17 protein-coding genes are annotated in these 18,854 nt (G+C 60.4%); 8 read left to right on the forward strand and 9 right to left on the reverse strand.

Annotated elements, in window-relative coordinates:
• Positions 1 to 160 precede the first annotated feature (160 nt).
• Both CIW50_RS22485 and CIW50_RS22490 read left to right on the forward strand, forming a co-directional pair.
• Positions 161 to 730, forward strand: coding sequence for an acyltransferase (locus CIW50_RS22485; RefSeq protein WP_149533522.1), 570 nt, complete (start codon positions 161 to 163; stop codon positions 728 to 730).
• A gap of 109 nt (positions 731 to 839) precedes the next feature.
• Positions 840 to 1,460: a hypothetical protein gene (locus CIW50_RS22490; RefSeq protein WP_149533404.1), complete on the forward strand. Its 621-nt coding sequence runs from the start codon at positions 840 to 842 to the stop codon at positions 1,458 to 1,460.
• A 65-nt stretch (positions 1,461 to 1,525) separates the two neighbouring features.
• Here CIW50_RS22490 and CIW50_RS22495 read toward each other — a convergent pair whose 3' ends face one another.
• On the reverse strand, positions 1,526 to 2,644 hold the full coding sequence (locus CIW50_RS22495) for a helix-turn-helix transcriptional regulator (protein ID WP_149533405.1): 1,119 nt from the start codon (positions 2,642 to 2,644) through the stop codon (positions 1,526 to 1,528).
• A 1,089-nt stretch (positions 2,645 to 3,733) separates the two neighbouring features.
• Here CIW50_RS22495 and CIW50_RS29175 point away from each other — a divergent pair.
• Positions 3,734 to 3,898: a hypothetical protein gene (locus tag CIW50_RS29175; protein ID WP_172980428.1), complete on the forward strand. Its 165-nt coding sequence runs from the start codon at positions 3,734 to 3,736 to the stop codon at positions 3,896 to 3,898.
• Between the two features lie 36 nt (positions 3,899 to 3,934).
• Positions 3,935 to 4,090: a hypothetical protein gene (locus tag CIW50_RS29180; protein ID WP_172980429.1), complete on the forward strand. Its 156-nt coding sequence runs from the start codon at positions 3,935 to 3,937 to the stop codon at positions 4,088 to 4,090.
• Positions 4,091 to 4,731: 641 nt separating this feature from the next.
• Here CIW50_RS29180 and CIW50_RS22500 read toward each other — a convergent pair.
• Positions 4,732 to 4,917 (reverse strand): hypothetical protein, encoded by a 186-nt coding sequence (locus tag CIW50_RS22500; RefSeq protein ID WP_149533406.1) that lies wholly within the window; start codon positions 4,915 to 4,917, stop codon positions 4,732 to 4,734.
• Positions 4,918 to 5,187: 270 nt separating this feature from the next.
• Between CIW50_RS22500 and CIW50_RS22505 the strand changes: the two genes are divergently transcribed.
• The 4 genes from CIW50_RS22505 to CIW50_RS22520 all read left to right on the forward strand — a co-directional run bounded on the left by CIW50_RS22505 (position 5,188) and on the right by CIW50_RS22520 (position 9,720).
• Positions 5,188 to 6,477, forward strand: coding sequence for an acyltransferase family protein (locus CIW50_RS22505; RefSeq protein ID WP_149533407.1), 1,290 nt, complete (start codon positions 5,188 to 5,190; stop codon positions 6,475 to 6,477).
• A 223-nt stretch (positions 6,478 to 6,700) separates the two neighbouring features.
• Positions 6,701 to 7,351, forward strand: a complete 651-nt coding sequence (locus tag CIW50_RS22510; RefSeq protein ID WP_149533408.1) for a glutathione S-transferase family protein — start codon at positions 6,701 to 6,703, stop codon at positions 7,349 to 7,351.
• Positions 7,352 to 7,393: 42 nt separating this feature from the next.
• Complete coding sequence (locus CIW50_RS22515; RefSeq protein WP_149533409.1) at positions 7,394 to 8,173, forward strand: enoyl-CoA hydratase/isomerase family protein; 780 nt, start codon at positions 7,394 to 7,396, stop codon at positions 8,171 to 8,173.
• 155 nt (positions 8,174 to 8,328) lie between these two features.
• The gene (locus CIW50_RS22520) at positions 8,329 to 9,720 is read left to right on the forward strand and encodes a hypothetical protein (RefSeq protein WP_246664415.1); all 1,392 of its coding nucleotides are present in this window, start codon (positions 8,329 to 8,331) and stop codon (positions 9,718 to 9,720) included.
• Between the two features lies 1 nt (position 9,721).
• On the opposite strand, the gene CIW50_RS22525 is transcribed toward CIW50_RS22520, so the two are convergent.
• The 7 genes from CIW50_RS22525 to CIW50_RS22555 form a co-directional block, all read right to left on the reverse strand.
• The gene (locus CIW50_RS22525) at positions 9,722 to 10,405 is read right to left on the reverse strand and encodes a class I SAM-dependent methyltransferase (RefSeq protein ID WP_172980430.1); all 684 of its coding nucleotides are present in this window, start codon (positions 10,403 to 10,405) and stop codon (positions 9,722 to 9,724) included.
• A 14-nt stretch (positions 10,406 to 10,419) separates the two neighbouring features.
• Positions 10,420 to 11,412: a glycosyltransferase family 2 protein gene (locus CIW50_RS22530; protein ID WP_149533411.1), complete on the reverse strand. Its 993-nt coding sequence runs from the start codon at positions 11,410 to 11,412 to the stop codon at positions 10,420 to 10,422.
• A gap of 154 nt (positions 11,413 to 11,566) precedes the next feature.
• A complete protein-coding gene (locus tag CIW50_RS22535; RefSeq protein ID WP_246664416.1) occupies positions 11,567 to 13,135 on the reverse strand; it encodes a hypothetical protein in 1,569 nt (522 codons plus the stop codon).
• Positions 13,132 to 14,145: a UDP-glucose 4-epimerase GalE gene (gene galE, locus CIW50_RS22540; protein ID WP_149533412.1), complete on the reverse strand. Its 1,014-nt coding sequence runs from the start codon at positions 14,143 to 14,145 to the stop codon at positions 13,132 to 13,134. The genes CIW50_RS22535 and galE overlap by 4 nt, the downstream gene beginning before the upstream one ends.
• A gap of 110 nt (positions 14,146 to 14,255) precedes the next feature.
• Entirely contained in the window at positions 14,256 to 15,221 is a 966-nt protein-coding gene (locus tag CIW50_RS22545) for a metallophosphoesterase (protein ID WP_349636755.1), read from the reverse strand.
• Between the two features lie 7 nt (positions 15,222 to 15,228).
• Entirely contained in the window at positions 15,229 to 15,660 is a 432-nt protein-coding gene (locus CIW50_RS22550) for a GlcG/HbpS family heme-binding protein (protein WP_149533413.1), read from the reverse strand.
• A gap of 11 nt (positions 15,661 to 15,671) precedes the next feature.
• Entirely contained in the window at positions 15,672 to 18,641 is a 2,970-nt protein-coding gene (locus tag CIW50_RS22555; protein WP_149533414.1) for an FAD-binding and (Fe-S)-binding domain-containing protein, read from the reverse strand.
• Between the last annotated feature and the right edge of the window lie 213 nt (positions 18,642 to 18,854).

Here is an 18,854-nt window from a genome sequence, read left to right on the forward strand (position 1 = left end):
AGGAAAAACGAGGACGGCCATGCACGCGCCGGCGGGTTCGCCGACGCTGTCCGGAAGGTGATGCAGGTCGGCCGGAGAGTCGAAGAGCCCCGCTTCTGCGATGCGCCGAATTGATGATGCCGGGCGGCGGTTTGCGTGGCACGTGCGGAGGAAGTGTCTAATGAATGCGCCCTTTACGAATGGTCGCGAACTGGCCGACGAGAAAGAAGCGGATGAGTGGCTGATGCGCGTGCGACGTTATCTGCGCGTGCTGTCGCTTCGCAAGAAGCAGCAGTTCAATCGCCGGGTGTCCATCGGCGACCTGCTCAGCGAACGCGCGGAAAACGCTGCGGCCTATGGCTTCGGCGAGGGGACGACGATGTACGACAACGTCCTCGTTCTCGGTCAGGTGGAGGTCGGCCGCCATACGTGGATCGGGCCGGGATGCATTCTCGACGGCTCGGGCGGTCGCCTTCGCATCGGCGACCACTGCTCCATATCGGCAGGCGTGCAAATCTATACGCATCACACCGTGAATCGGTCGCTGTCGATGGGCGCTGAGTCGATCGCTTATGCGTCGACAACGATCGGGGACGGAGTCTATCTCGGGCCGAATGTCGTGATCCAGATGGGGGTCACGATCGGCAATCGGGTAGTCGTCGGCGCGAATTCATTTGTGAACCGTGACATTGGCGAGGGACAGAAGGCGTTCGGCACGCCGGCCCGCATCCAGGGGGGCGTTTTGACTTGACGTCTGCAATCGGTCATTTCGTGTTTTCTGTGCGTGTGATGAATTAAGGTAATCTCAGATGTTCGAGGGAGTTTCGCGCAGTCGCCTCGATGGAAGCAGACTGCTGCTCATGAGCGATCACGAGCATTGGGGAAACGTGGAGCTTGACGGCACTATTCAGTATCTGCGCGGTACAAGCAAAGATCTTATGTTACGTACGATCACGGAGTTCGACAATACTTGGCTGGCCGGTGGCGAGAGGATCAGCCCGGAACTATATGTCCGCCATGCCAATTATATTGAGATGCCGACTTTGAGGCCGGTGAGTCTGACGGAGAGCTCGGCTACAAGGTTTGAGATTTCGGGAGAGATGTCGTTCGGAAGTCGGCATGTATACGGCTTTCAAGGCGAACAGTTTCTGGGGCGAGCCGAAAAAGCATTTCTATACGTTGTATCTGCCGACACGACCCGCGCGGCGGTAGAGTTTCATTGTGATGACGCATCCGGCAGCGCTTCGCCGTTTGTCAACGTTTCGATCCAGCTTTCTTATGAAATCTTCCAATCGACATTCAAGCCGTTGTGGCTGGGTTCTCCGCGTGCTGCAGTCGATGTCACGGTCGGCGTATGCGGATTCAGACAGGGAGGACCGCCCCTCGCTGATGAGGACGCGCGCGACTTCGTAATGGCGAGTGGCGCGTGGTCGGCAGAGCTCAAATCGCTGAGCCTCGCGATCAAGAGCCGATCTTCCTGACTGCAAAGGGTTTTAGTGTCGTTCGAGGCCGTCATCGACGTCCCGGCGATCCGGACCGTGGATAGCTATACTATCGGTAATTCCGAATTCAATTGTCCGATGATCGGCATCAGGAGCGCCACCAACTCCGCCTGTCGGTGTGTGCCTGTCTTACGAAATACGCTCTTCAACTGACTTCGGCTGGTTTCCTTGGCTATCCCAAGTTCGGACGCAGCGTCCGCGAGCGCGGAGCCGTCTGCGATCCGCGCGGCCAGCTTGGCCTCGGCGCTTGTCAACCCAAACAAAGCCTGCAGCTGCGCTTCGACAGGGCGAGAGCGTTTTTCAGAGTCGATCAGCACCAATGCAAAATCGCAATCGGAAAGTATATTCGATGCGAAACTGGAAAGTCTGACCGGGCAGGCAAGCACCGGTCGGTACTGACCGCGTGGAAGGAGGACGGGCGCTGCCAGGCCTGACGAATCGTGCCTCCACACTAGATCGCGGAGAGCTCTATCGAGTGCGGCAGTTGCTGCCGTACTCCTGGAGACGAGACGCTTTTGCACGATTTTGATCTCGTCGCCAAACAATCGTTCGGCGCACTGGTTAGCGCGAAAGACTTCTCCGTAGGAGTTGAGAAGAACCACAGCGGTTCCGCACAATTCGAATGCAGCCAAGGCGCCGGCGGCTCTGCCGTGGCCGAGTGCACGTGCCAATGCGACGCTGGACGATAGGCGTGCAGAAAGGCCGGCAAGATCACGTTTCTGTTCGGCCGAGAAAGGTCCGCTTGCTGTCGTGCGCTGAAGGGAGAGGCACCAAATGTCATTCCCGGCCATCATGCCGATTCCTGCGAACCATTGCAGGCCGAACGGAGCTAGGAAGTCCTGATAATACGGGTGTCGGCGCATCGCGTCGACGTCCATGATGTCGAGATCGTCAACCACCCCGTTGTATTGCATATGGCCTGCACCAAGATATCGCGTGTCCCGTGCGGACCACTTGTCGCGAAAATACACTTCCGCAACCCGAGACATCGAACCGGTATAGGGCAATCCGGGAACAGGTCCTCCCCCGGAGACAGGGAGGATAAGGGCGCCGAAACTGTCGGTTTCGGTTGCTGCTATTTCGAGCGCATCAACCCATCGTGCCGGATCGACGGCCGCCTCCGCAAAAGCCTGTTCGATCTTAGCAAGATTCCAAGTGCGCATTCTGGCAACGCGAAATTCAAATATTAAAGGAAGTTCACAATATTCACGCACTCGACCTGATCGCAGCATACGTAACCCAGACGGGTCAAGCATTGTTCAACTAACGGTAGTGACCAGGGTTTGAAATCAATAGATGCTGTCATGCGTGGTTCCGCAGGTGATATCCTTTAAAGATGGCCCGTCTCTGATCGGTTCGTGAGGTTTTCGGCGAAGCATATCCAGAACTCGGGCGAATTACGGCTCTGCACCCGGATTACGTAGTTTGAAGATGTCGACGGGTTATCTAACCCGCGTTCGCCGCGACGAGCGCGGAGAACGATGCTGTTGTCGTAATAGTGATCGTGCCTCCGCTTGGGCCACAGCGTCCTGTATTTCCCTGAGCTGCAAAAGCCCATAAGCGATTGACGCTCTACGCTCGGTCAAGATCCTCAGTTGCCGGTGGCACTCTTGAACTCGTGAGATTATTGGAAGACTGGAAATCAACCGCATGAATAAGTACCGAACACGGATTTGTTGAACCGTCAAAGGCAACTCGCCTTCACCTTATTTTCAGGATTACTAAGCCGATTATTGATCGATAGTTCTGCGAGAGCGGCGATCATTGCGACGCAACGAGCAACGCGAGAGGTGTTCCATCGGCTTTGAACGCAAGGCGTCGATCAGCAGGTGCACAATCGCGCACTGTCAGACCGTGCGGCCTATATGACATACGTGCTATTAGCTATTAGAGTTTCAATCCCCATCCCCCATTTGGGTTAGGCCAAACGGGGGATTGCACTTTGTAAATTATGCCCTCATCAATAAGAATAATGTGATTATAACTATATTTTTTCTCGGAACTGAGATTTTCATTTGTGGGGTGTGTGGTGCGTTCCAGGGCGTCGATCACTAATGAACATAGAATAATAATATTAAAAGAGCGTCTGACCTTAATATTAGAGACCAAGCGTTGCTTCGCGCTTCAGATGCAACAACTGTTACTACTGAGGCGCGGCGTTCATTTTGCTTGTCTGGGTTCCGAGCGGCGGCGATCGGCTCGCGTCCGATCCCGTCCACGGCTGAGCAGATGAATACCCCCTGAAGCCGTGCGTGGCCCTGGTGGTCGCGGCGCTCCTGCTTTTGGTGATCGAACGCAAGGGGCGCGATCTCGGCATCATCAGCTTGCAACCGGTCTACTGGACGATCGCACAGGTCAGCTACGAAGAGCGGGAAAACAGCGGGAAGATGTCGGCAGAGAACCTGCGCGTAGGCTGACCGCTGCCAGTATATTTTTGGTGCGAGGAGAGGATCATGGCGTCGGCCATCGAACTTATCGTCGACGCCTACATGCAACTTGGCGATCGGGAGGCTTCGTTGGTTTTGCTGAACGGCAGGCAGAAACTGGCCCTGCATCTTCAAGGTGTAGTCGGCTATGACGTCAGCAAGGTGCTGCAGCGGTCCGCGTGACGGACTGAAGTTCCCTTTCGCGCTGTGCAACCGGCGACCGCTTTGCAGATGTCGCTCGCTCATTGATTCGGCGTTAGCGCAATGAATGCGGTCGAAGGACATCACGCCTGCGTGTTCGACAGCAGCAGGCGTTTTGCCGCCGACATCAGCATCCGGGCGACTTGATTGCGCAACCGGTCCGAATTTGCTGTCTCCCGACAACGTCTTAGAGAACGGCACAGCGACAGCGCCGTGGCGGAGTTGCTGAGCGAGGCTTTTTGCCGTCGTGTTGAGCGTTCCACACGCTGCGCCGCTCCGATCAGCCACCGGGCGCGCCCTCAAGGCACACTGCAATACAGGCGAGATCGACAGCCGGCTTCTCATGCGAGCTGACAGCGCAGAATAGTGAGACGCTTCTGGCAATCCGGCAGAGAAATCCGGGGGGCCTTCGAGGCACTCTGGTCTGAGCAGAGCCGGATCAACCTAACCGGCGCGCACCATCGGCCTGGCACCCGGCCATGTTCCTGCGACGTGAACGTAGTATTTTTCCGGCGAGTGGCGCTGTCCACTCGCTAGGCTCTGACCCGCAGGGCCGACGGACTTAGCGGCTTTCAATCGTCCTTTCTTGTCGAGCAAACGAATCTGATGCCTCGTGCGCTGGTTCAACTGGTGAGGCATCCATTCGTTGTCGCCTGATCGTCTGCCTCGTATTGCTCAAGGCGATCGGCTTCCTGGCGGTATGCGTGCGATGCTTCGACAAGTCGCGTGACGGTGACGGCATCCAGAATAGTCTTTGCCAACCGTTCGGCCCGGATCGCTTGTTCCCTGAGATACTGAACCTTGGTCAACTGCTGCCCTCACACTTGCCGATACAAGTTGAGTCAATTTTGATCGTTCCCAGCCTCTTCCCAGATGCTTAACGGATCGTAAGCGGCGCTGGAGTCACAGTGAAGATGTCCTGGGTTAAGGAACATGCGGCGGCATCAACCCTAACGCTTCCGCGCCAACGGGCATTCAGGTTAAGTCCGAACATTTCGCCTGAGGTGGTAGGCATGTAAATCGCCTTCACCCTCGTTATTCGCGCCGATGCTATCCCCGGTTCAAACGGGGAGATCGCAATGTCGGAGAATGCAGGAATCGCCCAACCGCTGGAGAAATTTCCGGCGTTCGACGGCTTTCGGGGAATCGGCGTGGTAGTCGTGGTGTTCACCCATTGCCCGCAGGTGCTGGACAGCAGCGTCTACAACACGATCTGGTATGTCAACCAGCTGTCACGCGTGGGTTATATCGCGCTCGACATCTTCTTCGTGATCTCAGGCTTCTTCATTACACGTTTGCTGTTGCGCGAGCGAGCCAAGACCGGTCGCATTTCCTTCAAGAACTTCTATATGCGCCGGGCGCTGCGCATCTTCCCGGTCTATTATCTCACGGTCTTCGCTTGCTACTTCATCTTCAAACTAGGTCCCGCGGAAACGTTGAGCCTTCTGACCTACACGTTCAATTTCTATCACCCGCTGCATGCGGTGCCGAACCCGCTGGAACACACCTGGTCACTGTCGGTGGAGGAGCAGTTCTATTTCTTCTGGCCGATGCTGATCCTCATCGCGTCGCCGGGCCGGCTCAACGTCGTGACCGGGCGGGTGATCCCGCTGCTGGCGGTGGCGAGCGGTTTGTTGATGGCGCTGCTGTTCATCAATCACGATCCGCGAGAGGCAGGCGACCTCGTCTATATGTCGCTGTTTACCCGCATGCTGTCGCTGTCGCTCGGCGGCTGGCTGGCAGTGCGCGAAGTCGAGAACCGACCGCTGCGCGGCTGGCGCTGTGCAGCGCTCGTGCTCGCAGCGGTGGTGATCCTTGTGATTGATCGCAAGGGCCGCGACCTCGGCATCATTACCTCGCAACCAATCTACTGGACCCTTGCGCTGATCGCCTATTCGATGGTGAGCGTCTCCTGCGTCGCGACGCTGGTGTTCGATCGCGGCATTATCAAGCGTGTGATGACGGCGATCCTGTCGCTGCCCCTGTTCCGTGGGCTCGGCGATCTCTCTTACGCGATGTATGTGTTCCATCTGCCGGTGTTGTTCTATCTCGGCCTCAACGATGCTGCGACCCATGGCGCCAAGGTCCCGATCCTCCAGGTCGCGCTCGCTTTCGGCATTACGCTTGGTCTGTCGATCCTGTCCTACTATCTGCTCGAGAGCCCGATGGCGAAGCTGAAGCAGAATTTCAGCGGACCCAAGCCGGCGGAGCCGGCCAGCACAAAGCGAGCAAGCGTCACCCAGGACGGCCCGCTCTCCGGGTTTGCGCGCGGGGCGCTTCTTCTTCGAGAGGATCGCGCCAAACCGCTCGACGAGCTCCCGCAGCAGACGGCGATCTGGCCAGGCGTTCGTCGCAGTCAGGCGAAATAATGTCGACTGCGGCGAACACCGGGCGCCTCAATTGCGATCGAGGGCGAAGCCGTCGTGATCAGCCTCAGTGACGTGCGCGTGATGATGGGTGTCGTCGATCGGGAAAAACGAAACAGGTTGCCGAGGCCTTATAGCGACGGGCAAGACTTGACGAAGCCTCATAGCTGCGTCTCATTGGCCGACGGCACGGCGATAGTCCGTGCCTGCCTGGAGGTCTCGCCCGATGATCACGCTCTACCATTGCGCCCGCGCGCGTTCGTTCCGCCCGCTGTGGGCGCTCGAGGAGCTTGGACTACCCTATGAGCTGAAGATGCTGCCCTTTCCGCCGCGCGTCTTTGCGAAGGAGTATCTTGGCATCAATCCGCTCGGCACCATTCCGCTGATGCTCGATGGCGAGACGCGGATGACGGAATCAGCGGCGATCGCACAATATCTCGTCACTAAGTATGGCCCGACGCCGCTGGCCGTCGGCGTCGACGAGCCGGCTTTCGGTGCGTTCCTGAACTGGCTGCATTTCGGCGAGGCAACCTTGACCTTTCCGCAGACGCTGGTGCTGCGCTATTCGGAGCTGGAGCCGGAGGAGCGCCGCAATCCACAGGTGGTGGCGGATTATTCGAAGTGGTTTCTCGGCCGGCTGCGCATCATCGAGACCATCACAGCCGCCACTGAACACATCTGCGCCGGCCGCTTTACGGCCGCCGACATTTCGGTTGGCTATGCGCTTCTGCTCGCAGAACGCCTCGGGCTAGCATCGCAATTCGGCCCGGCGGTGACAGCCTATTGGGCTCGATTGCAGCAGCGCGATGGATACAAGCGCGCGGTGGATTCCGAAAACCGCGCTGGAGACGAGCAGGGTTCGGCGCGCCGTGCATGAGCCGCTATACCGCAGCATCCGATCAACAGAGTGAGCAGACCGATGGCCAATGACAGCGTAATTCTGGACAAGAAGGGCGCCGCGCTCTGGATCACCATCAACCGGCCGGAGAAGCGCAATGCCATGAATGCCGATGTCATCGCCGGCATCGCCAACGGCTATCACAAGGCTCATGCGGACGCGGAGGTCCGTGTCATCGTGCTGACCGGCGCGGGCGAGAAGGCGTTCTGCGCCGGCGCTGATCTGGCGAATGCGGGTGCGGCTTTCTCGATGGATTTCTCCAAGCCCAATGGTGATCTCGCCGACCTCATGCGGCTGTCCCAAAACGCCACCAAGCCCGCGATCGCGCGCGTCAATGGCGTTTGCATGGCTGGCGGTATGGGCCTGCTGTGCATGACCGACATGGCGGTGGCTGCCGACAATGTGATCTTCGGCCTGCCCGAGGTGAAGGTCGGCGTGTTTCCGATGCAGGTGCTGGCGCTGCTGCAATCAATCGCGCCGCGGCGGCTGGTCAACGAATGGTGCATCACGGGCGAGCCGTTCGACGCGCAGGCCGCGCTTGGTGCGGGCCTGCTCAATCACGTTGTGCCGTCGGCCGAGCTCGACGGCAAGATCGACTGGTTGATCTCGCGCATTACCGATAAGTCGCCGACCGCGATCCGCCGCGGCAAATACGCCATGCGCGCCATCGCCGCGATGTCGTTCGACGAGAGCATCGCTTACACCGAAAGCCAGATCGCGATCCTGTCGATGACTGAGGATGCGAAAGAAGGCCTCAAGGCATTCGGCGAGAAGCGCAAGCCGGTATGGCCAGGCAAATAGACCGCTCTCGGTGGCGCGCCACGCCGGACTATCGAGCCGGCGCGCGGGCGCATCGGCAGCCTTAAAGTGGAATTAACAGTGTCGCCGTACCCTCGTAGCCCGTGAGCGACCAGGTCATCAGCAGCCCAGCCAAACGGTTCCCGGTGCGGGCAACGATGCCCTTGCTGGTGAGCGCATGCGTCTATGGCCTGTTGTTGGCACTCGGTCCGCGGCTGCTGAACGATCCGGACAGCTATTCTCATATCGCAATCGGTCGCTGGATTCTGGCGAACGGCGTCATTCCGTCGACTGACGCGTTCTCCTTTTCCATGCATGGCGGTCACTGGCTTGCGTTCGAATGGCTCTCCGAGGTCATTTACGGGGCGGTCTATGAGATGGCCGGCTGGCAAGGTGTGGTCGCGCTCGCTGCCGCTGCCATCGCGCTTTCCGTCGGCATTTTGACCCGGTTCCTGCTGCGCGAACTCGCGCCGAAGCCGGTCTTGATCACCGTCGCGGCCGTGGTCGCGCTGCTGGCTCCCCATCTCCTGGCGCGGCCGCATGTCCTGGCACTGCCGGTTATGATGATGTGGGCGACCGCGCTCGTCCGCGCGATGGATACGCGCACGGGACCGCCTTACTGGGCGCTGCCGCTGCTGGTTCTTTGGGCCAATCTCCACGGCAGCGTGATCCTGGCATTGGGGTTGATCGGACCTGCAATCCTTGAAGTCCTCATACGAAACAAGCTTCGCGAGCAGCCTCGCGAGCTGCTCCACTGGCTGGTCTTCGCGGTCCTCGCTGTTGTCGCATCCTGCCTGACGCCTTACGGGCCCGGCACGATGTTGATGCCGCTGACGACTCTGGGTCTTGGCGATGCGCTCAACTGGATCGGCGAATGGCGGCCACAGGATTTCAGCCGCATCGGGATCTTTGAGATCCTCCTTCTGGCGGGAATCTTTGCGCTGTCGCGCGGCGTGACGCTTCCCGTGGTGCGGGCTCTGGTCGTAATCGGCCTGCTGCATTTTGCCCTGGCGCAGGTGCGCAATGTCGACTTGCTGGCCATGCTGGCGCCGCTCTATCTGGCCGCGCCGATCGGGCGGCAGTTCCGAGCACGGGCCGAGCAGGGTGAGACCGGCTCAGTTCGGAGCCTGTATATCGCGGTCGTCGGCGTCATGATTCTTCTGACCGCAATCGCGTCAGTGCGCGATGTCAGTCCCGCCGCGCGAAATACGCCGCAGGCAGCGGTGGCCGGCGCCGGTCTGACTGCGGCCAACCGCGTGCTCAACGATTATTCGTTCGGCGGCTATCTGATCTTCGCGGGAATTCCCACTTTCATCGATGGTCGCGGCGAACTCTATGGCGGCAGATTTCTTCATCGCTACAATAGCGGCCTTTCGCTCGCGGATCTGAATGATTTTCTGAAGCTGCTCGACGACTATAAAATCGACGCCACGCTGCTCGAGCCGGAAACCCCGGCAGTGGCACTGCTCGATCGGCTACCGGACTGGAAGCGCGTCTATAGCGACGATGTCGCTGTGGTGCACAAGCGTCAGAATACGGCAGTCAAGTAGCTCAGGCAGTACCGAACGCGGCGTATTGCGCGCCGAGCGGCAGGCCGCTCAAGGCGCTTTCGACGCGCCGCGCAGATCTGGCTTCCCAGGGCAACAGCAGAAAATGACGCGAAGCGATGTCGCGGAGGCCGGCGCCTGCCATGATCTTTTGCGTCTTGCCCGCGCCAAGCAATACCGCGTCGCGATCGAACTCGCAGCGTGCAACGGCAATACGGGTCAGCGGATTGAACGGGTTGTGCTCGATGACGCAAACCACGCCGCCCGGTCGCACCACGCGGCGCATCTCGCCCATGAAACCCGCCCATTCGGCGGGCGGGACGTGATGCATCACGCAGATCGTGGTGACCAGATCGAAGCTGGCATCGGCGAACGGAAAATGGATGCCGTCGAAAACCCGGTAATCGACGCCGGGGTTGTCGGCCTGCGCCTGCGCGATGCTGGCGGAGGACACGTCGATGCCGCTGAGCTGGCTGACCATGCCGCATAGCAGCGGGTGGAAGCTGCCGACGCCGCAGCCGGCGTCGAGCATGTCGGGCATCCCCGACTTCAACCGCGCTGCGATCAGGTCGCGCAGCAGGTCAGCCTTGGCGCGCATGAAGAAGCTGTGCGGCAGGCCGGAGAAGTCGATCGAGGATTGAACGACGTCGCGATAATTGCTGCGGTAGCTGTCAAAAAGCTGGCTCATGACGATCCGCCCAGTCAGGCACTGCGTGAAGTGCGGTAAGATGCTTCGTTCTGATCGCGCTCGAAACCGACCCGGTTCTGCACCACGTAAAGCGGACGATTCTTCGATTCCGCATGGATGCGTCCGACATAGAGACCGACAATACCGGTCATCAGCATGTTCAACCCGCAGAGCAGCGATACAATGACGATGATCGACGACCAGCCGGCGACCAGATGCGGGTCGTTGGTCACCCACAGCAGCAGCACCCAGGCGCCGTACAGCAGGGCCATGCCCGACACTGTGAGACCGCACCAGATCGCCAGCCGCAGCGGCGCATCGGAAAAGCCGAGCGCGGCCGACATAGCGAGTCGGGCCATTTTGAAAAGCGGATACTTGGTTTCGCCGGCGGCGCGTTCGAGGCGATGGAAGCTCACTTCCGCCTGGCGGAAACCGAGCCATGCGATCATGCCGCGCACGAAGCGATCACGCTCGGGCATCTGGCGGAGGGCGTCGAGCACCTTGCGATCGATCAGGCGGAAGTCGCCGACATCTGCCGGAATGCGCACCGAGGTGAGGCGGCCGAGCACCCGATAGAAAAGATGTGCGGTGGCGCGCTTGAATACGCTTTCGCCGGCGCGCGACAGGCGGCGCGCATAGACCACGTCATTGCCTTCACGCCACTTGGCGATCAGTTGTTCGACGATTTCGGGCGGGTCCTGCAGATCCGCGTCCATAACGACGATGGCGTCGCCCTGCGCGGCATCCATGCCGGCTGTGATGGCCACCTGATGGCCGAAATTGCGCGACAGGCCGATATAACGGAACCGCGGCTCGTCCTTGGCCAACGCCTGCAGTACGACGGGGCTGGAGTCGCTGCTGCCGTCGTCCACGAAAATGGCCTCTGCGGGGCCGCCGAGGCGGTCAAGCAGCAGTCCGAGCCGACGGATCAGCACGGGCAGCACGGCCTCCTCATTATAGACCGGCACGACGATGCTGTAGGTGATCCGCCCGCCATCAATTGCCATTTTGGAGGTTCCGCCCTGCTGAATGGCGGGATACTAAGCGCTGATGGTTAAGGCGGCCTTGCAAGGAGCCTTGGATTCAGGCGTCTTGACCCGCCTTTGCGCGGTCCCCCGGGGCGCGTCCGGGCGCGAACCATGCCGCGTGGCGGTCCCTCGGCTATGGCTGCCTGTCAATCTTGTACAGGACAAATCGTGCTGACCTGTGCACCTCTTGCAGTCTGTCGGGCAGAGGGTTCGCCGAAGCGGGGCCGAGCACGTAGAGATAGTCGAAATCGTGGTGCCAGGTCTGAATGAACGGAGGAATGGCCGCTGTGCTGTTACCGCCCGCGATTGCGCTGAGCAAACGCATCGGCACGGGGCCGCCATACGGAATGGCAAGACGCTGTATGTCGGCACGGGGTCGAATTGGCTGTTTGCCGATCTCGGTGAACAGATTGGGGACGAAAGCATTCGCGTAATGCACGGCCAGGGTCGAAGCATAGGCCATCGGATATTGGGTGAGGTCGTTGAACGGTGGGTCTTCGCCATCGCCGCTCGTTCCTGTGAGCACCCGCGATCCGCGGTCAATCCGATCAAACGACGCAATCAGAGCTGCATAGTCCGCACGGTAAGAAAGCCAGACTGTAAACACGGTCGCAAGATTGGGGAGGATGATGCCGCTGACCACCAGTAGCGCTGCAATCGCCCATCGTCGGCTTGGCAGTGACAGCGAGCAGAACGCCGCAACGATCACTGCCGCGCCGGGGATAATGCGGAGGTCGGCAAATGACGTCCCGAGGAGCTTCGACGGAATGACCAAATAGAGCAGCGCGAAACCGGCGGCGAGCCAGATGCCGACCGGTTCGATCGTCAGGACGTCGCGCTTGAACGCCAGATACAACGACACCAGCAGGACAAGAACGCATGCGGCGGACACCGTCAGATTATAGCCGTTCATAATCCGAAACAGCCAGATAGGCTTGTACTGAAACAGCCACTCCGTGCCCTCACTGCCAACAGAGCCGGCGGTGGCGCGCATCACCACCAGCAGAAGAGCGACCGGCGCTGCAAGAAGCATCAGGCGCCGTGCGGTGACGTGATACGGCGCTTTCCGCTGGTGAGCGCGCCACAACTCATAGATTCCGATCGCTGCGCCGTAGATGCCCAGCGAAAAGAAATGCACCGCAAACAGCGCGGAGACGAAGATGGCGTTGACGACGAAGCGCGTTAGCAACGAACGCTCGATAACCATCAGATAGGCCGCGATGCCCCAGAGCGAGACGCCGAGACCGAATTCAAAATTCAGGAAACCCCAGCTGAAGGGCAGGCAATAGAGGAACAGAAGCGCGGCGAAGCCGCCCATCTGGGTGCGACCCTTCACAACTCGCTCAAGCGCCAGCGCGCCGCAGATAATCAACAATTGGCTGCAGAGCAGAAACAGACGGGTCGCCTTCTCGACACCTACCCACCGTGCCACCTGTGGGATGAGCAAATCCATCCCGAGATTGGGATAGAGCGCCCAATGCACTGCGTAATAGGGGTTAGCGCCGGGCTTCCCGTTCTCAGCCAGAAGATACATGCGGGCGAGGTGATTGGGATAATCGACCATCGCCGGAATCGGCGTCAGTACTGTGGGAAGAAGCGAGGCTGTTGCCAGCAATGCAAAAACGACGATCGCTGCAGTCCGATATGGATCCGCTTGCGTCCAGGTAGAGATGGCCTTCGATTTCTGCGTGATGGTGCTCACTGGTCGAGATAGCCATTGGGATTTTTCCGCTGCCAGTTCCAGGCGTCGCGACACATCTCCGCAATGCCGCGCTTTGCGTGCCATCCGAGAATATCTGCTGCAAGCTCTACGCTTGCGTAGTAGCTGGCGATATCGCCGGGGCGTCGCGGCGCAAAAATGACAGGAATCATCTTTCCGCTCTCACGCGCATAGGCATCAACCAACTCCAGCACGCTGGTGCCTTCTCCGGTTCCCAGATTGACCTTAAGGACCCTCTGCTTGTCGACACAGTCAAGGGCGGCGATATGGCCGGCGGCGAGATCGACCACATGGACATAGTCACGTATGCCGGTGCCGTCCGATGTCGGGTAATCGTTGCCGTAGACATTGAGCTCGCGCAGTCGTCCAACAGCGACGCCCGAGATATAGGGCATCAAATTACTAGGAACGCCATTCGGGTCTTCTCCGATCAGCCCGCTTTCGTGGCTGCCGACCGGATTGAAATAGCGCAGAACCGCGACATTCAATGGATTCAGGGAATGCGCAATGTCGCCCAGTAATTCCTCGGCTTGCATTTTAGTGCGGCCATAGGGGCTGAACGGCGCGAGTTTGTGGTCCTCCCGCAAGGGCAGCAAGTCCGGCTCGCCGTAGACGGTCGCCGACGATGAGAACACGATATCGCGCACGCCGGTCTGCTGCATGGCCTGCGCCAGCCTCAGAGTTCCCACTACGTTGCAATCGTAATACTCAGCCGACTTGCTGACGGAATCCGCGACCGACTTCAGTCCGGCAAGGTGAATGACGGCGCTGCAGCCATGCGCTGACAGGGTCGATATCAACGTATTGAGATCGCGCACATCGCCTTTGACGACATCCGGCGCCGTGCCGGTGATCCGCCGGATCCGATTAATGACCTCGGGATGGCTGTTACAGAAATTGTCATAGACCACGACCTTGCGACCGGCGTGGATCAGCTCCACGCAGATATGCGAACCTATGAAGCCGGCGCCGCCTGTAATCATCACCGTCATATTTGTCCTGCCTGGAAGCGGTCGGGTGAGCGCTGAGACTAGCTCTGTCAGCTTAATAAAACGGCAGTTCGTGGCAATAGCCGCCTTGGTTGGTAAGTCTTATCCGGAAACTAGCCGATGCGTTTCAGCCGGTGCAGCGTCACTTCGGGTGGGCAGTTCAGTCGTACCGGGAGCAGGCTGGTGCCGACGCCGACGGAGGTGTAGCCGGCCATGCCTTCATGGCGCCACGTGCCGTTGCCCATATGACGCGGCAGCACGGCTTCCAGCTTGATGGCGTAGCCGCCGGGCAGGCAGAGCTGGCCGCCATGGGTATGGCCGCTCAGCATTAGATCGAAATCATGCGCGGCCGCCTCGGCATAAGTCTCGGGCGTGTGCGACAACAGGATCGAGAAGGCGTCTTTCGGAATTTGCGACGCGACTTTGGGGATGTCGTCGGCAAGGTAGAAATGCGGATCGTCGACACCGGCGAGATAAATGTGCGCGTCGTCGCGGCTAATCGTCTCGCATTCGTTGAACATCATGCGGATGCCCATTGCTTCCAGCGCCGGCGTCATACGGATGCTGTCGTGATTGCCGAACACGCCATAGACGGGGGCGCGGAGCTTCGCGCGCAGCTCGCCGACCCCCTCGGTGGCGCGCTGATATGGTCCATAAGTCTTGCCGCGATAATCGCCGGTCAGGACGCAGATGTCGTAGTGGAGATCGCCGACGAAGGAGATTAAATGACGCAGTGCGTTTTCGCTGATATCGACATGGAGATCGCTGATATGCAGCACCGTAAAGCCGTCGAATGCCGCGGGCAGGCGCGGTGAGGCGACGATGTTCTCGCGGACCAACACGCGGTCGGCCTCGCGCCGGGCGCAGCCATAGAGCCCGGTGAGCTTGAGCACGGTGCGGACGATCGGCGGCGCGGTGAGCCAGTTCTCCAGATTGAAGAATAGCCGCCCTTGGCCGAACAGCTGGTGATCGTGATGGGTTTCGATCTCCAGCCGCGCCTTCACATGCGCAGCCCCGATCCGGTCGATCAGCGGGCGTAGCGCGCTGTCGTCGATCGGGAGATGCGGTGGTCGGGTCAATGTGGTTCTAGCCGGTGCTGGCCTTGAGCCCGGCCGCCTCGATGCCGGCGACAGCTGCGATCTCGTCATTGTCCGACGTATCGCCGGAAATGCCGATCGCGCCGAGCAGGCTGCCCGATGCATCATGGATGAGGACGCCGCCCGGCACCGGGATCAGCGCACCGCGCGCCATGGTATTCACGGCATCGATGAAGAAGGGCTGCTCTTCGGCCCGCTTGAACAGCGCGCGCGAACCGAGCCCCATCGCAAGCGCGCCATAGGCCTTGCCGTGGGCGACTTCACCGCGCATCAGGCTGGTGCCGTCCTGCGCGATGGTGGCCTTCACGCAGCCGCGGGCATCGAGCACGGTGATGACCATAGGTTTGAGCTTCATCTCGACCACCTTGGCGAGGGCGCCATCGAGGATCTTGCGGGCTGTGTCGAGGGTGATGTCGGCCATGTCGGTTGTTCCTAGTTGAGTGTGGAAGAATGGACGGTTGTTGCAGGCCCGTCGAGGCTCATGGCGAGCACGCGTGCGACGTGCAGCGCATGGCGCGCGGCACCGTCGGCGATCTGGTGGCGGCAGGACGTGCCGTCGGCGACGATCAGCGTATCGGCGTCGGCCTTGCGCACGGCTGGCAGCAACGATGCTTCGGCCATCCGGATCGAGACATCGTAGGTATCGGCGCCATAGCCGAACGCGCCCGCCATGCCGCAGCAACTGGACTCGATGGTCTCGACCTTCAGATCCGGGATCAGGCGCAAGGCCTGCTCGACCGGCTTGAAAGCGCCGAACGATTTTTGATGACAGTGACCATGCACCATCGCCTTCGGCGCGATCGGCTTAAGCGGCAATTGCAGCCGGCCGGCCTCGGCCTCGCGCACCAGGAATTCCTCGAACAGCATGGCATGGGCGCTGACGCTCTTGGCCGTATCGTCCGAGCGCAGCGACAGCAATTCATCACGCAGCGTCAGCAGGCAGCTCGGCTCAAGGCCGACGATCGGCACGCCGCGCGCGGCGAAAGGTGCATAGGTTGCGACCAGACGATCCAGCTCGGCGCGCGCCTGATCGACGAGGCCCGCGGAGAGAAACGTACGGCCGCAGCACAAGGCACGGCTGCTGCGATCCACGGGCGTCGGCAGATGCACGCGGTAGCCGCCGGCGATGAGAACGCGCAGCGCGTCATCGAGATTTTCACGCTCATAGGCGCGGTTGAAGGTGTCGGCAAACAGCACGACCTCGTGGCCTTCCGCGGGGCCGACGGCGTCTGCGTCGCGATGAAACACATCGCGTCGCCATTCCGGCAGGCTGCGCTTGGCGCTGATGCCGGCATAGCGCTCCAGCAGGTTGCGCAGCAGCGGGCTCTTGTTGCGCAGATTTGCGAGCGGTGCGGCGCGTGCGGCCAGGGCAGCATAACGGGGGAGATAGCCGACGAGCCGATCACGCAAGGTGAGACCATGTTTGGTCGCGCGCGCCGCCAGCACTTCGATCTTCATCTTGGCCATGTCGACGCCGGTCGGGCATTCGTGGCGGCAGGCCTTGCAGGACACGCAGAGTTTCATCGTATCGACCATCGCATCCGACGTCAGCGCGTCCGGGCCGAGCTGGCCTGAAATTGCGAGGCGCAGCGTGTTGGCGCGGCCGCGGGTGACGTCTTTCTCGTTGCGCGTAGCGCGATAGGACGGGCACATCACGCCGCCCTCGAGCTTCCGGCATGTGCCGTTGTTGTTGCACATCTCGATGGCGCCTTGGAAGCCGCCGCCGGCGCCGGGCCATGCGGACCAGTCCAGCGCGGTCTTGAGGTCGCCGACGCGATAGTCCGGCTTGTAACGAAACAACGAGCGATCATCCATCTTGGGCGGATCGACGATCTTGCCGGGATTCAGAACATTGCCGGGATCGAAGCGATGCTTCACTTCGGCGAAGTCGCTGATGATACGTTGGCCGAACATCTCGGCATGGAATTCCGAACGCACGAGACCGTCGCCATGTTCGCCGGAATGCGAGCCCTTGTATTCCCGGACCATCGCGAAGGCTTCTTCGGCGATGGCGCGCATTGCCTTGACGTCCTTGTCGAGCTTCAGGTTCAGCACTGGCCGGACATGCAGGCAGCCTTCCGATGCGTGCGCATACATGGTCCCGGTCGTGTCGTGCTTCCTAAAGATCGCAGAGAGGCGCTCGGTGTAATCAGCGAGATGCGGCAGCGGTACCGCGCAGTCCTCGATGAAGGACACCGGCTTGCCGTCCTGCTTCATCGACATCATGACGTTGAGGCCGGCCGCGCGAAACTCGGCGATGCCGGTCTGCAGCGCAGGCTCGGTGACGTCGACCACACCGCCCCATTTACGCGGCGGGTTGTTCCAGCCAAAGCCGAGATCGCCCATCAATGCGCCCAGCTCTTTCAGCTTGGCGGCATTCGCGGCCTGATCCTCCTCCGCGAATTCGACGATCAGCAGCGCATCGGGATCGCCGCGCACGGCGCTCTTGATGATCGGTTGGAACATCGCGATGTCGCGGCCGAGCGCGATCATGGTGCGGTCGACGAGCTCGACGGCGATCGGCTTCAGCTTGACCAGATGCTGAGTGGCATCCATCGCTTCATAGAAGCTGCCGAAGTGACAGACGCCGAGCGCCTTGCTGCCGATGAGCGGCCACAGCTTGAGTTCAACCTGCGTGGTGAAGGCGAGGGTGCCTTCGGAGCCCACGAGGAGATGCGCCATGTTGTTGGCGGTGTTGCGCGGTGTGAGCGCATCGAGATTGTAGCCGCCGACGCGGCGCTGCACTTGCGGGAAGCGTTCGGCGATTTCGGTGGCTTCGCGCTCGCCAAGCGCCAGCATGTCGCGAAACAGGGCAGGTGCATCGTCGCCGGAATTCACTTCGCCGAAATGCAGCAGATTGCCGTCGGCCAACGCGGCGTCTATCGCGATGGTGTTGTCGCGCATGGTGCCATAGCGCAGCGATCGGCCGCCGCAGGAATTGTTGCCGGCCATGCCGCCGATGGTGGCACGTGATGCCGTGGAGACGTCGACAGGAAACCAGAGGCCGTGTTTCTTCAGTTGGCGGTTGAGATCGTCGAGCACGATGCCGGGTTCGACGATGCAGGTGCGGTTCTCGACATCGATCGAGATGATCTTGTTGAGATGCTTGGAAAGGTCGATGACGATGCCGTCATTGACGGTCTGTCCGCATTGCGAGGTACCGCCGCCGCGCGGCGTGACGATGCGGCCGTCGTCGCGACAGATCGCCATTGCGCGCAAGGCTTCGTCGACGGTGCGGGGGACGACCACGCCGAACGGCACGATCTGGTAGAATGAGGCATCGGTGGCATAACGGCCGCGGTTGAAAGGATCGAAGAATACGTCGCCGGAGACTTCCCGCGACAGCTTGGTCGCCAGCGCGCTGTCTGCCGCCGTGCTCCGAATGATTGCCGCCTTCGCCATGGATACCCGCCTCGTCCCTCTATGGTCCTGTCTTGCATTCGGATTTCGGCTTGGCAACCCGGCGGTGCCGCACTCCGACGGGGGCAAGAAGGGGATACGGGAGGGATAAGAATTCCTCATGGCTGCCCCACGTTTTTCTTCGGCGCTCTGGTATACCAGGCACGGGACAAGCCGTTTGAAAGGTGCTATCCGGGCACTTCAATAAAAATGGAC

This window comes from Tardiphaga sp. P9-11 (genome assembly GCF_008329525.1).
Taxonomy (GTDB): Bacteria; Pseudomonadota; Alphaproteobacteria; order Rhizobiales; family Xanthobacteraceae; genus Tardiphaga.

Excerpts from the sequence above, each read along its gene's own strand:
- CIW50_RS22485 (WP_149533522.1), top strand. The coding sequence starts at position 161 with ATGAATGCGCCCTTTACGAATGGTCGCGAACTGGCCGACGAGAAAGAA.
- CIW50_RS22490 (WP_149533404.1), top strand. The coding sequence starts at position 840 with ATGAGCGATCACGAGCATTGGGGAAACGTGGAGCTTGACGGCACTATT.
- CIW50_RS22495 (WP_149533405.1), bottom strand. The coding sequence starts at position 2,644 with ATGCGCACTTGGAATCTTGCTAAGATCGAACAGGCTTTTGCGGAGGCG.
- CIW50_RS29180 (WP_172980429.1), top strand. The coding sequence starts at position 3,935 with ATGGCGTCGGCCATCGAACTTATCGTCGACGCCTACATGCAACTTGGC.
- CIW50_RS22505 (WP_149533407.1), top strand. The coding sequence starts at position 5,188 with ATGTCGGAGAATGCAGGAATCGCCCAACCGCTGGAGAAATTTCCGGCG.
- CIW50_RS22510 (WP_149533408.1), top strand. The coding sequence starts at position 6,701 with ATGATCACGCTCTACCATTGCGCCCGCGCGCGTTCGTTCCGCCCGCTG.
- CIW50_RS22515 (WP_149533409.1), top strand. The coding sequence starts at position 7,394 with ATGGCCAATGACAGCGTAATTCTGGACAAGAAGGGCGCCGCGCTCTGG.
- CIW50_RS22520 (WP_246664415.1), top strand. The coding sequence starts at position 8,329 with ATGCCCTTGCTGGTGAGCGCATGCGTCTATGGCCTGTTGTTGGCACTC.
- CIW50_RS22525 (WP_172980430.1), bottom strand. The coding sequence starts at position 10,405 with ATGAGCCAGCTTTTTGACAGCTACCGCAGCAATTATCGCGACGTCGTT.
- CIW50_RS22530 (WP_149533411.1), bottom strand. The coding sequence starts at position 11,412 with ATGGCAATTGATGGCGGGCGGATCACCTACAGCATCGTCGTGCCGGTC.
- galE (WP_149533412.1), bottom strand. The coding sequence starts at position 14,145 with ATGACGGTGATGATTACAGGCGGCGCCGGCTTCATAGGTTCGCATATC.
- CIW50_RS22550 (WP_149533413.1), bottom strand. The coding sequence starts at position 15,660 with ATGGCCGACATCACCCTCGACACAGCCCGCAAGATCCTCGATGGCGCC.
- CIW50_RS22555 (WP_149533414.1), bottom strand. The coding sequence starts at position 18,641 with ATGGCGAAGGCGGCAATCATTCGGAGCACGGCGGCAGACAGCGCGCTG.